This is a genomic window from Enterococcus sp. S53 (genome assembly GCF_016516865.1).
GTDB lineage: Bacteria > Bacillota > Bacilli > Lactobacillales > Enterococcaceae > Enterococcus_D > Enterococcus_D innesii.
Genome location: NZ_JACVUH010000002.1, coordinates 185175 through 197554, shown reverse-complemented (window position 1 = coordinate 197554; position 12380 = coordinate 185175). Strand labels below are relative to the sequence as shown.

The 12380-nt window shown below is 42.8% G+C and carries 10 protein-coding genes, 1 riboswitch and 1 other annotated feature (1 of these 12 only partly in view); of the genes, 4 read left to right on the top strand and 6 right to left on the bottom strand.

Features of this window, described 5'->3' with window-relative positions; genetic code table 11:
* Positions 1 to 179: a binding site (T-box leader), on the bottom strand (it extends 26 nt beyond the left edge of the window).
* 96 nt (positions 180 to 275) lie between these two features.
* The gene (locus IAE45_RS03860) at positions 276 to 2117 is read right to left on the bottom strand and encodes a hypothetical protein (RefSeq protein ID WP_233618938.1); all 1842 of its coding nucleotides are present in this window, start codon (positions 2115 to 2117) and stop codon (positions 276 to 278) included.
* A 178-nt stretch (positions 2118 to 2295) separates the two neighbouring features.
* Here IAE45_RS03860 and IAE45_RS03855 point away from each other — a divergent pair, with 178 nt between their 5' ends.
* Complete coding sequence (locus IAE45_RS03855) at positions 2296 to 2814, top strand: signal peptidase I (protein ID WP_077453859.1); 519 nt, start codon at positions 2296 to 2298, stop codon at positions 2812 to 2814.
* A 58-nt stretch (positions 2815 to 2872) separates the two neighbouring features.
* Here IAE45_RS03855 and IAE45_RS03850 read toward each other — a convergent pair whose 3' ends face one another.
* Genes IAE45_RS03850 through IAE45_RS03835 form a run of 4 tightly spaced genes read right to left on the bottom strand, consistent with a single transcriptional unit; the run spans position 2873 to position 6107 of the window.
* Positions 2873 to 3553, bottom strand: coding sequence for an energy-coupling factor transporter transmembrane component T (locus IAE45_RS03850; protein ID WP_200125045.1), 681 nt, complete (start codon positions 3551 to 3553; stop codon positions 2873 to 2875).
* A complete protein-coding gene (locus IAE45_RS03845) occupies positions 3480 to 4892 on the bottom strand; it encodes an ABC transporter ATP-binding protein (RefSeq protein WP_200125043.1) in 1413 nt (470 codons plus the stop codon). Before IAE45_RS03845 ends, IAE45_RS03850 begins: the two co-directional genes overlap by 74 nt.
* The gene (locus IAE45_RS03840) at positions 4889 to 5491 is read right to left on the bottom strand and encodes an ECF transporter S component (protein ID WP_077453856.1); all 603 of its coding nucleotides are present in this window, start codon (positions 5489 to 5491) and stop codon (positions 4889 to 4891) included. The genes IAE45_RS03845 and IAE45_RS03840 overlap by 4 nt, the downstream gene beginning before the upstream one ends.
* Positions 5484 to 6107, bottom strand: coding sequence for a YkoF family thiamine/hydroxymethylpyrimidine-binding protein (locus IAE45_RS03835; protein WP_081118487.1), 624 nt, complete (start codon positions 6105 to 6107; stop codon positions 5484 to 5486). The genes IAE45_RS03840 and IAE45_RS03835 overlap by 8 nt, the downstream gene beginning before the upstream one ends.
* A 94-nt stretch (positions 6108 to 6201) precedes the next feature.
* Positions 6202 to 6301, bottom strand: a riboswitch (TPP riboswitch).
* A gap of 323 nt (positions 6302 to 6624) precedes the next feature.
* Between IAE45_RS03835 and IAE45_RS03830 the strand changes: the two genes are divergently transcribed.
* Together IAE45_RS03830 and IAE45_RS03825 are read left to right on the top strand one after the other, a co-directional pair.
* On the top strand, positions 6625 to 8169 hold the full coding sequence (locus IAE45_RS03830; protein WP_081118488.1) for a metal ABC transporter solute-binding protein, Zn/Mn family: 1545 nt from the start codon (positions 6625 to 6627) through the stop codon (positions 8167 to 8169).
* Between the two features lie 66 nt (positions 8170 to 8235).
* Positions 8236 to 9246 (top strand): plasmid pRiA4b ORF-3 family protein, encoded by a 1011-nt coding sequence (locus tag IAE45_RS03825; protein WP_081118489.1) that lies wholly within the window; start codon positions 8236 to 8238, stop codon positions 9244 to 9246.
* Positions 9247 to 9338: 92 nt separating this feature from the next.
* Here IAE45_RS03825 and IAE45_RS03820 read toward each other — a convergent pair whose 3' ends face one another.
* Positions 9339 to 10454, bottom strand: a complete 1116-nt coding sequence (locus IAE45_RS03820; RefSeq protein WP_081118490.1) for an NAD(P)/FAD-dependent oxidoreductase — start codon at positions 10452 to 10454, stop codon at positions 9339 to 9341.
* Between the two features lie 118 nt (positions 10455 to 10572).
* Between IAE45_RS03820 and recQ the strand changes: the two genes are divergently transcribed.
* Positions 10573 to 12339, top strand: a complete 1767-nt coding sequence (recQ, locus tag IAE45_RS03815; RefSeq protein ID WP_081118491.1) for a DNA helicase RecQ — start codon at positions 10573 to 10575, stop codon at positions 12337 to 12339.
* Positions 12340 to 12380: the final 41 nt, after the last annotated feature.

Here is a 12380-nt window from a genome sequence, read left to right as displayed (position 1 = left end):
CGGTACCACCTTTGTTGATTATCGATAGGGATAATCCAACTCGTAAAGGATAAGGCCTTTCCACCGACCGTTTTGCGGTCATTGCCATTGGGTAGGTTCATTTTATCAGTGGGTATCGATTTTTCAGCTGCCATCGACTCTCTAAGACCATTATAAAACTACTATTCCAATGCTTGTTGCTGTTCTTTATCATGCTAAAGCGAAAAAGCGAAAAAAGCAAGAGTTTTTTCGCTTTTTCTTAAAAACGCTCCTTTAAGACTAATGTAGCAAGACGGTCAGTCGAAAGACAGCGGATCTATCTTCGCCCTAAGTGTCAAATGCAAGAGGTGTAGCCCGTCAGTTTCTTCGATCCGGATACTTCCTTGGTAGGCTAAACAAAGTTGTTCGAGCATTTGTATGTCAGCCTGCATCGCCTGTCGTTTGGTTTCATTGTTCTGTAGTTTTTCTGCTTCTTCATTTGAGAGAAGCGGCATTTGGCAGTCGATATGCAACTGGCCGTTCGTGTCATTCACCCTCAACGCGAGTCTTCGCTTTTGAGGATCAGTGACCGCACAAGTGTATCGGATGGCGTACTCTAGGCAATGAGCGATCAAGGATAGACGATCATTTTCCTCCAATTGTTCCAGTGGTTCTATGATGCCATCACAGGCAAAGGTGATTCTTTTTTGAGTAGCTGTGTGTTGATAATTAGTAATCAGCATCGTTGTGAGTGATTCTTTTTCAACGGATGGACGTGTTAGCTGTTGTTTGATCTGTTCTTCGATCTCACAAAGACCTTCGTACGCCGCTGCCAATTGTTGATCTTCCAACATGTCCTTGACTGTATGAGTTCTTTTTTTGATGGCTTGCAAAACTTGTTGCATTTTTAATGATTGTTCTGGGTTATTCGCTTGCTGTTTCTCATAAAGACGGAGTTTGATATCTGCCGTATCGATCCGCTTGTTTTTGCCTTCGCTGGAAAAAAAGAGTTCAAGAAAGCCGTAACAAGTAAAGATGATAATTAGTAAGAAAAAGATGATCGAACGCCAATTGACATCAGATTGTGGCAAAACTAAAATATCCTGAATATACAAGAAACAATGACCGATAGCCGCAACGACGATCCAAGGCGCACAAATGACAAAAAATGGATTTTTTTTCAATGCTTCATAAATCGCCGCAAAAGAAGTAACAAAGGTGCTGGTGATATTCAGTAAAAACATGTAATTCATGATAGTGGGTAAACTTTTTGTTTGAAAAAGAGCGAAAAGGATCGCAAAGAGACCGAAGGAGTAATGAAAATATAACCATTTCTGGTAATACTTACGAACAAAGTGCATGTTTGTACAGTAAAACCCAATCAGAAACATTGGCGTAATGATAGAAAGAATATTTAACATCGCAGAATTCACGATTGGAGGAAACAGTAGTCCACCAAGCATATCGCTAAAGCCTGCTTCCAAACCTGCAGTTAAAGCAAAACCACTGAATAGGATAGAAGACAATTTAAGCTTTCGTTGATTGATAAAAGAAACGATGACATAAAACAAGTTGATGATACAAATAAATCCTGTAAATAAGAGGATATAGATATTTAAAATTGACAGACTGAAGACATAGCCGATCAGTGCATTTGCAGGTCCAAAAAAGACTTCGGCGGGAAAGCCGGAATAGGTGTCAAAAGGGCTAGTTACGTATATTTTTAATGTCTTACCAACGTAATCCTCAGGCAAGGTAATAAAGGCCAGTGTTTTACCTGGATGGTTGAGAGTCAATGGATCATTTGGCTTCTCGTTGGTGTAAATTTCTTGATCATCGAGATAGACGGTCATGTGTTGGTGGTCGCCAATTAGCAACATCGTAGGGTATTTATAATCATTGGTCATTTTTCGCTTCATCACAAAACGATCATTGGCTTTCACACTAGGTAAATGTTTCACATAACGACTAATAAAAGTTGATTCGGGATTGTCCTCGGCATAGAAAATCCAATCTTCCTTTTTCTCCACTGCATGGATATCAGAAGTTGGGAATAAAAAAAGAACGAGAAAAAAGACGATACTTCCCAGTAAAAATAGAACCAGAAGGATGAAGGGGATCCAACGTTTTAAAAACAATTTGTTATTTAAAAAAGGCATGTTTTTTCTCCTCTGTTTTTTAATCGCCTTTAGCATAATATATATGATTAAATAAAGTCAAATAATAATAGACAGAGTTGCGTATAAAAATTCAATGAATCGTTTTTAAATATTTGAAAAAAAAAGAATTATGTTATAGAATCATTAAATAAACTGAAGCTTAGAAGGAGAGGAAAGAATGAAGCTTTTTCCAAAACAAAGTATCATGCTCTCACTTTTTGTTCTGATGTTCATGCTGCTATCTGTCTTAACTGTTGTAATACCGCATGCATTTGGTTTCACAATGGCTATTGTTACGAGTGATGCAATGGAACCGACATACTCTAAAGGAACGCTGCTTTTTGTAAAAAATGCTTCAGAAGATAATTTAGTGGTTGGCAACGAAGTAACGTATTATGTCGATCAAGGTAGACAAATGCGGACCCGGCGAATCGTTGCGGTTGCGGAAAACCAATCAGTACTGTACACCATTGGCGACAATCAAAACCAGATGGAGCCAAAAGAAATTCAAAAAAGCCAAGTGATTGGCCAGCCGATTTTTTATATCCCAAAAGTTGGGGCTTGGTTGAATCAAACGACGATCCAGCTGTTTAAAAACATGTATCTGCTTTTCGCCTTGTATATTTTAGCAACGACCTTGTTCGTCACGTTTTATCAAATAAAATCTGGTTCAGTAAAAAAGACGATCACTTCTTAATATATAAACAAAGACAAAGAAACGTCAGGGTTTCTTTGTCTTTTTCTCTCTTTATTGATTATAGGATGAGTGTCCCCCCCATTCCCATTACCAGGCATAAGGATAGAAATAGTGCATCCATGAAAGTGATGCGAAAGGTATTTGCGTAAGTTCGCTTGGCTTCGCTGTCAAAACCTCTTGAAAGCATGGCAGTCGCCAATAATTCAGACCAACGAATCGATTTGACCAATAAAGGGATTAGCATTTTAAATGAAAACGGATTGACCGAGATTCCTCTGGAACGCATGCTATTACGGATATTCTGATACTCTGCTGGAATAATGGGAGCAATTTGAAACGCAGCCAGTAGACCGTAGGCAAAAACGGCAGGCAGACGCAGCTGTTGCTGCAGTGAATAAATCAATTCATTGATCGTGGTGGATACACTGAAGGAGCTTCCTAGAATGCCAAAGCAATAGATACGGCTTGCCATATCAAGACCATAGCGAATAGCTGCTGCGGAGGAAGGACCGCCTTGATTGCCTTGGTAATAAAGGAGTCCAGTGAAAAAAAACCCTGTAGCTGCCAATGTCAATGCAGAAAAGAGCAAAAGACTTTTTTTCAAGGAGCGTTCGTTTATAGTAATACCAAAGAACAGGACCGAGAGCAGCAGGTTTAATCTGAAATTATTTTGAAAAGAAACCAGTAAGGCGAGCCCTAAAATGGCGAATAATTTGACTGTTGGATTTAGCGTGCGCATCTGCATCCTCCTTTTCATAAAGATTAAAATCAATGATTTGGGAGCAGAACTGTTGCAATAACAAGATATCATGGCTAACGATCAAAACTAACGTGCCAGTGGTTGCTTTTTCGGCTAATAGCTGCATGATCTGCCAAGCTTGTTTGATATCTTGACCATAGGTCGGTTCGTCCACGAGCAGCAAGTCGACCGGGCGTTGCAGTAAAGAGGCAACAGCCAAGCGCCGTTGCTGTCCTTGACTCAGTCGAAAAGGTGACTGAGTGCTCTTATTTTGCAGGCGTAATTTTGCTAGTAGCTTTTCGCTCTCGGTCGGGGCGCTACCTTGGCTAAGCTCTTGGGCAACGGTGGCAGCCAAAAATTGGTCTTGCGGATTTTGCATGATCCAACTGATGGAGCGAAAAGGTGACGGATACTTCTTGATTGGTTGACCTGCCAAGAGAATATCCCCTTTGTAGGCATGCTGCTGCAAAATAGCTTTTAAAAACGAAGATTTGCCACTGCCGCTGCGTCCAGTGATCCCAATCAGCGTGCCTCCATCAAATGCAAAATTGGGAAAAACAATCTCATGGTTGCGGATCGGTAATCGGAATTGCTGAAAAGATAGCCGTTTTTTGTTAGAAGACGACTTGATTTTTGCAAGCGGCAGTGTCTTTCGCATGTGTTGATCAAGGTCACGGATCGCTGCTTGATCGATCGTTCTGAAACCTTCTTCAATCAATAGCCACTCATCGACCCAGTTAGCAGTCTCTTTGATTTGATGGTCGATCAATAAAATACCAATGGCTTTCTTTTGTTGAATGTGCTGCAGTTTTCGGATGACTTTTTTGCTGGTGTCCGCATCCAAATTCGCAAAGGGCTCATCCAAAAGCAAGTATTGGCTTTCTAGGATCAAACAGCAAGCCAATGCGGCTAACTGTTTTTCACCCCCAGACAAGGTCGTGAAAGGTTGATCTGCAAGATGAGTGATCTCGCAAAATGCCAAAGCGTCAGCCACTTTGTTTGGCATGTCTTTTTGGGGGATACATTGATTCTCTAAACAAAAAAGCAGCTCTTCTCGAGGTGTTGCCATACAAAACTGCATGTCAGGATTTTGAAACAATAAGCTGACGGTCGTGCTTCTTTCCCGAATGGAAAGCTGGTTCATCGTTTGGCCGTCAATCGTATACGTCCCTCCATCAAACCCCTTCTCGTTGAGTCCCGCTAAGAGATGGAAAAGGGTGCTTTTCCCTGATCCTGAAGCACCATAAATTCCCTTTGTTTCACCAGGGGCCAAAGACAGAGTCAATTCAAGTCGCTTTTGATCCACCAAAAAACAGTCGTTTTTTACTAACAGACTCATACGATTTCCCGTTGGACGGTGATCGTTTGATCGTTAGCGATAGGGTAACTGTTGAGGACTCCCATTCGTGCCAGATGGTCACAGACGATCTTCACCAAAAAGGCTGAAAAGAACAACGAAGAAAGCAAGCGAATAAGAAAGATCGCCAACAGCAACTGCCATTGCAAGTCAACGAAATTTGATCGAAGAATTCCCCAAAGAAAACTCGTGATCGTGGCGCCCACGGCTCCAGTAACTAAAGGAAACCAGCCATAGCGGCGGTAGCGGCCTAATGCAAAGCCGGCCTCGGTTCCAATCCCTTGTACAAAACCACTAATAAAAATAATAGGTCCATAAAAATTCCCCATAAACACTTCTAAAAGAGCCGCAATCATTTCAGTGATCGTAGCTGCCCCCGGCTTACGTAGCACATATCCGGCAAAAGCTGCCGCCATGAACCAAACACCAAAGATAAACTCATTGGCTAAGACAGATAAACCAAAGGGGGTTAGAAGTGTCCCTAATAGCAATCCGAAATGGACAGCCCCAAGATAGATCACGCCAAAAATCAGCGAAGCAATTCCTACCATGATGACATCTTTCAACGCCCACTTAGTCATGTGGCATCGCCTCCTTTTTTGAAGGGCTATTGACTGAAACCGTCGCTTCCAGAACATAGTGGGGAAGATGGTCATGGGCATAAGCTAATGCGGCTTCAAAATAAGCAAAGAGTTGACTTGCTGATCCCGTCAGCATCGTCACATAGTGAGCGGAACGAGGGCTCAAGCCATGAGTTTCTGCCAGCTGGACGATCGTGGCGATTTCTTCCATATAATGATTTTCGCCAAATACATAAAACGAATATTTGCAATCAACCAAAAAGTCACCATTCGCAAGGTTCTTTCCTTTATTGGGTTGCGCCTGTTCGCCATTCAAAAACGTGTCCCCCGCAGTGTCCCCGGGGCAGCCCTTGGAAAAGGTAAACTCACCCACGAGGTGTGTCTTGGATTCGTAGGCGTTGATAAATAGCGCTGCTGCTGCGTCTAGGACACTGGGCGCTTCCCCACGAAAAAGGGTGCTAAACAGGTCGGTTTGCTGCCAAACAGCACTCGTATTCGTTTTTTCGATACTTGTTAAAATTTGTTGCGCGAAATGGTCTTTCATTGGGTACAAGCTCACCCGGCACCCCGTGATATCGATTCCATCTTTTGCACAGACGATTGGTTTATTTGACATTTTTCTCTTCTCCTCTCGATTGTTTTTCTGTCTACAAAAAAAGCGTTCCTCCTTTTTCTATCCACACGTAGACAGAAAAAATGGGAACGCGAAAAATCATGCGCTGCCACTTCCCTACGTTGGTACTAACCAAATCAGGTTCTAAGGGACCAGACATACGTCTATCTCAGCATAAAGCGCCCCTAGTGGATAATCTTCTATTCAATTACCCCTCGAGTGTAGCATAGGAGGCGACAAAGGACAATAGATAGTGACTTTTGCAAATCGCTCGATTCCGACGAATCAAAGGAGTTACTTAGCGATCCTTCCGTGATATCAGCAGTGGTACATATGAAGGTTTTTACATATAAAAAAACATCTAAAAAAGAAGTTGACAGGATTAAAATAGTTGTGTAAAGTATAAAACCGATGGTAAAACGTAAACGTTACGTTTTGTTTTTATAAATCGTAATTGATTTATCAACGTTTTTCCAAAGGGAAGAAAAAGAGGAAAATAAAAAGGAGTGTATTTTCAAAAATGAAGAAGTTTTTTAAAATAACTATGTTATCTGCTGTGGCCCTGACTTTGGCTGCTTGTGGACAAGGAGGATCTGATGCGACCGAGCAATCAGGAAACGCCTCCTCTGAGAATGAACAAATTCAGGTCATGGCTACGTTTTATCCGATGTATGATTTTACTCGTCAAGTTGTAGGGGATGAAGGGGAGGTTGAATTATTGATGCCCGCGGGCACTGATTCCCACGATTATGAACCTTCCGCAAAGGACATGGCAAAGATCCAAGATGCGGATGTCTTTGTCTACAACAATGAAAATATGGAAATGTGGGTTCCTTCGATTGAAGCCACATTAAATGATGGAGACGTGACAGTGGTCAAAGCCACCGAAGGAATGGTCCTGTTACCCGGTGACGATGATCACGACCACGATCATGACCATGATCATGGCGATGATGGTCATTCTCATGAATTAGATCCCCATGTCTGGTTAGCCCCAAGCTTAGCCATGAAACAAGTAGAGGCGATCCGTGACCAGCTGAGTGAGGCTTATCCAGCGAAAGCGGCAGCCTTTGCTGAAAATGCGGCGAATTATTTGGCACAGTTACAAGACCTCCATGAATCATATGAAGAAGCGTTCAGCAATCCAGCGCAAAATCATTTCGTGACCCAACACGCTGCTTTTGGTTATTTAGCTTTGGAGTATGGGCTAACGCAAGTGCCAATCTCAGGTCTTTCACCAAGTGAAGAGCCTTCCGCTTCACGAATCGCAGAACTAAAAGAGTTCGTCCAAGAAACAGGCATTCAAACGATCTATTTTGAAGAAAACGCCAAAGACAGCATTGCCCGAACGTTAGCGTCAGAAGCAGGCGTCGAATTGGCTGTTTTGAATCCATTAGAAGGGTTGACCCAAGAACAGATGGACAACGGGGAAGACTACATTTCGATTATGGAACAAAACCGTGATGCTTTGAGAAAAACCACCGATGTTGCAAATGACAAAGAAATGGCTGAAGCTGAAAAAGAAAAAACAGTTTATAACGGCTATTTTGAGGATGCCGACGTACAAGACCGTGCTTTATCTGACTGGGCAGGAGATTGGCAATCCGTTTATCCATTTTTACAAGACGGAACACTGGACCAAGTATTTGATTATAAAGCAAAAATGGACAAGAAAATGACGGCTGACGAATACAAAGAATATTACACGACTGGTTATCAAACAGATGTTGCTCAGATCAAGATCACAGACAACACAATGACATTTATTTTCGATGATGGTACCGAGAAAGAAGCAAATTATGTGTATTCTGGCAAAGAGATCTTGAACTACTCAGCTGGCAATCGTGGTGTGCGCTTCTTATTTGAAAGCACCGATGAAGATGCGGCATTCAAATATATCCAATTTAGTGACCATATGATCGCTCCTGGCGCATCCCATCATTTCCATATCTACTTTGGTAACGAGAGTCATGAAGCGTTACTAGAGGAAATGGAACATTGGCCGACCTATTATCCAACGGGGATGAGCGGATTAGAAATTGCACAGGAAATGCTCTCCCATTAAAAAAAAGATTGACAATCCTCGCTCTTTTCGTCAAAGTAAACTTGATAGGAAGGAGCGAGAATTTTTTTGGAAAAAACATTGAAGAAATTAGCGAAAGTGATTGACCGCATGATGGATCACGTTGATTTGTATGGCGGACCTAGTGTGGTTAGTGACGACGATCTTGAACATTACTTAGATCCTGTTTTTTACTTGATCTTTTGTACGGAAAAAGAGGGCGGCATGCCCAAGTTAAAAGACAAAGCCTTCATTGAGTGGGTATATACAGATATGCTTCCCCATGAAGTACCGTACAGTTTAAATTTTCTTCCGTTTGCCAAAACAGCCATTGAAGACTTTTATTACTGCATGTACAAAGAAAAGCACATCACCAAATCGCAATACCAAGAAATCGCCTTTGTATTGGCTGAAAAACAACCTATCTTTTTCGCACGGATGTCCAAACCACAGTTTTGGTCAGCTGAAAAGAAAGAAGCGATGTTAGCGATGATTCAAGACACCGATCCCGAAGAACATGAACTATTGCCCATTGATGACCCGCGTATTGCTGCAATCTCGCCAAAAATCGTCCCATTCCCAACGAAACATACGGCTTTTGATGACACGGCGGATACGCCGGTCGCCTATCAAGTTCGTATTGATTTAGAAGGATACCGTCCGCCAATTTGGCGTCGTTTGATCATTCCTGCAGGAGTGACCTATGAGCAGTTGCATATGTTGATCCAGATTGCCTTTGAGTGGATGAATCAACATTTGTACTTGTTTATTGCCGGTTCGAAATCGATCGGCTTAGGCAATTCCGTTCCAACCGATGCGTCCGGTATTGACCAAGATTTTCAGTATTGCAAGTCCATGACCTACATTTATGATATGGGGGCAGATTGGACGCATAAGATCAAAATTGAAAAAGTGTTGACCGCAGAAGATCACCCAGATCCCGTCGTTCCAGTTTGTATCAAAGCTGTTGGCGATGTCCCGATCGAAGATGCCTTTGATGATGATATGCGAGAACCACTGGATCGTGAGATCATCAATGAAGTCTTACTCGATTATTGGGAAACTGGAGAATATGTTTAGCTAGTAGCTAGAAATTGTCCGTAATTTTATAAGAATCAAACAACAAAACCACCAGACCGTAACGATTCTGGTGGTTTTTTAGCAGTTTCCTGTTAAAGGCGTTTCTTGATATATTCTGTCATCGGCTTGGTGTAAATTGAGAAATCTGTTGGTTGAGTGTGCGTATCATTAATCCGATTGGCTAGCAGATAACCAATATAAGGCCCGGTCGTTAACCCAGAAGAACCAAGTCCACTGGCGGCGAACAAATTTGCTTCATCAGGCACTTCCCCAAAGAAAGGTGCAAAATCAGAGGTGTAAGCACGTGTGCCGACTCGCATAGTCATTGGCGTTGCAAAGAGTGCTTCGGGGTCTTCAAGAAAAGCACCGATTCCTGTCATCAATTGCTGTTTGGCAGCTTCCGTAGGCGTTAAATCCCAACCCGCATCGTTTTCATGGGTGGCTCCTAGTAAAATTTGACCATTAGAGAAGGGAATCAAGTCACCTTCACCCTCTAGCATGGCGACCGGCCAACTGTTTGTCGGCAGGTTGGTGGCAAAGGAAAGCAACTGGCCTTTTTGTGGACGGATATCGACCTGATAACCTAAAGGTGATAATAAGTCTAGCAATCCCGGTCCAGCTGTCAGGCAAAGAATCTCGGTTTCAAGAAAGTGATCCTTGGTTTTGATTTGCCAATGGTTGTCGTTTCTGACGACCTCAGCTTTTCCTTCAATAAAAGTCACTTGTTGCTGCTGAGCGTTTGCTTTTAAGTGGGCAAGATAAGCCTGACCATCTAAGCGGCCACCGCCTGTGATTCGTAAAGAGGGCATTTCTTTTAGTAACGGCAATGCCTCTTTGGTTTGTGGGCCCGTCAGTAAGTCGATTTCGCCGATTTCTGGTGCCGCTTTACGTCGATTTTCAGCTAATTCTGCCAGTTCTTGAAGCGCCTTTTCTGGTCGCACCACCAAAGTGCCACAGGGGGCATAGATGGATTCATCTAAAGCAAAATCCCGTACCAATTTCGGGAAGAAAGCGGCGCCGTCTTGTGCTAACTGGTACCATTTTTTATTGCGCCGTTTGGATAGCCAAGGGGAAATGATGCCAGCGCTGGCAGATGTTGCTTGACCGATGAGGGAATCAATGACAGTCACGTCAAATTTGGTTTTATCAAGATAATTGGCGAGGGTCAAACCGATGATCCCACCGCCGATAATCATAACTTTTTTCATAGTAGAAGACTCCTTTGGTTGATTTCATTGAAAATCGAATAAAAAGCGAAAGTTCTCTTAATGCCGTTTTCTTTGCGTACTTAATTGCGTATAATAAGGAAATGGAAAAGAGGGTATTATGCAAACTATTCAAACAGTCTTAAAAGAACATTTTGGCTATTCACAGTTTCGTGAAGGTCAAGAGACGATTATTCAATCTATTTTAACACAACAAAATGTTTTGGGGATCATGCCCACAGGTGGAGGGAAATCCATTTGTTATCAATTGCCAGCGCTTTTGTTGGATGGAGTGACCTTGGTCATCTCCCCTTTGATTTCATTAATGAAAGACCAAGTAGATAGCCTCGTTGATATGGGGATCCCAGCAGCTTATATCAATTCTTCCTTGACAGGGGCACAGATCAACCAGCGCTTGCAAGAAGCACGCCAAGGGCGGATCAAACTGCTGTATGTTTCGCCAGAACGCTTAGACTCAGAATCTTTCCGCTACTCATTGCGGCAGATGCCGATCGCTTTATTGGCCGTTGATGAAGCCCACTGCATTTCCCAATGGGGCCATGATTTTCGCCCGAGCTATCTGCGACTCGCCGAAACGATCGAAAACTGGGAGCAAAAGCCAACGATTGTTGCCCTTACGGCGACAGCTACACCTAAAGTTGCCGAAGACATTGAAAACTTACTTTCAATTCCTGCTGAAAATCAAGTCAAGACCGGGTTTGCTCGGGAAAATTTGGCTTTTCAAGTTGTCAAAGATCAAAAAGATACCTACATTACGACGTATTTGAAAATGAACCAAGGACAATCAGGTATCATTTATGCCAGCACCCGCAAAGAAGTGGAACGGATCTTTCAGCTGTTGAAACATGAACATGTTTCTGTCGGGTATTACCATGGCGGACTTTCAGAAGAAGAGCGCTCCTTTTTCCAAGAAGAATTTCTTTATGACCGCCTGCAAGTGATGGTAGCGACCAATGCATTCGGGATGGGAATCAACAAAAGCAACGTCCGCTTTGTGATCCATGCCCAGATACCTGGAAATTTGGAATCTTATTATCAGGAAGCCGGGCGTGCCGGACGAGACGGCGAACCCAGTGATGCGATCTTACTATATGCTCCGCAAGACATGCAGATTCAGCAATTTTTTATCGATCAATCCGAATCAGATATTCTTTATCGCCAAAACGAATACTTGAAGTTGCGGGAGATGAGCCAATACGGACATACTCAGCTGTGTTTGCAACGCTATATTTTGCGTTATTTCGGAGAAGATGGACCCGATTGCGGTCGTTGCAGCAATTGTCTCGATGAAAGAGAACAAGTGGATATCACCGTGGATACACAAAAAGTGTTGTCATGTGTGAAACGAATGGGCGAACGCTTCGGGAAAGCCTTGGTGGGGAAAGTGCTGACTGGCTCAGGCGATCAAAAAGTCAAACAGTGGGGCTTTGAAAAATTACCGACTTATGGATTAATGAAAGATTGGTCCCAAAAGGAAGTCACTCAGCTGATCGATTACTTGACAGCCTCCGGGTACCTTTTGCCGTCCGAAGGGCAATACCCTTTGTTAAGTGTGACAAATGCCGGTATCGATGTATTGCTTGGAAAAGCGAAAGTTTATCGAAAACAAACCAAAGTCAAACAGTTAGTGGTTGATGATGAACTGTTCGATCAACTGCGCACCTTACGATTGAATCTCGCACAAGAACAAAACTTGCCACCGTATGTCGTCTTTTCTGATAAGACCCTGCGAGAATTAGCAGAAGTGCAACCAAAAACACCAATCGAATTTTTACAGATCAAAGGTGTCGGGCAAAACAAATTGGATAAATATGGCGATGCCTTTCTTACCTTGCTTTCGGACTACCGAGGGAAGGTAAGCGACTAAAACAAACGGCTTCCTCAGAGATAAAATGCAGAATAACAAAG

Excerpts from the sequence above, each read along its gene's own strand:
- IAE45_RS03860 (WP_233618938.1), bottom strand. The coding sequence starts at position 2,117 with ATGCCTTTTTTAAATAACAAATTGTTTTTAAAACGTTGGATCCCCTTC.
- IAE45_RS03855 (WP_077453859.1), top strand. The coding sequence starts at position 2,296 with ATGAAGCTTTTTCCAAAACAAAGTATCATGCTCTCACTTTTTGTTCTG.
- IAE45_RS03850 (WP_200125045.1), bottom strand. The coding sequence starts at position 3,553 with ATGCGCACGCTAAATCCAACAGTCAAATTATTCGCCATTTTAGGGCTC.
- IAE45_RS03845 (WP_200125043.1), bottom strand. The coding sequence starts at position 4,892 with ATGAGTCTGTTAGTAAAAAACGACTGTTTTTTGGTGGATCAAAAGCGA.
- IAE45_RS03840 (WP_077453856.1), bottom strand. The coding sequence starts at position 5,491 with ATGACTAAGTGGGCGTTGAAAGATGTCATCATGGTAGGAATTGCTTCG.
- IAE45_RS03835 (WP_081118487.1), bottom strand. The coding sequence starts at position 6,107 with ATGTCAAATAAACCAATCGTCTGTGCAAAAGATGGAATCGATATCACG.
- IAE45_RS03830 (WP_081118488.1), top strand. The coding sequence starts at position 6,625 with ATGAAGAAGTTTTTTAAAATAACTATGTTATCTGCTGTGGCCCTGACT.
- IAE45_RS03820 (WP_081118490.1), bottom strand. The coding sequence starts at position 10,454 with ATGAAAAAAGTTATGATTATCGGCGGTGGGATCATCGGTTTGACCCTC.
- recQ (WP_081118491.1), top strand. The coding sequence starts at position 10,573 with ATGCAAACTATTCAAACAGTCTTAAAAGAACATTTTGGCTATTCACAG.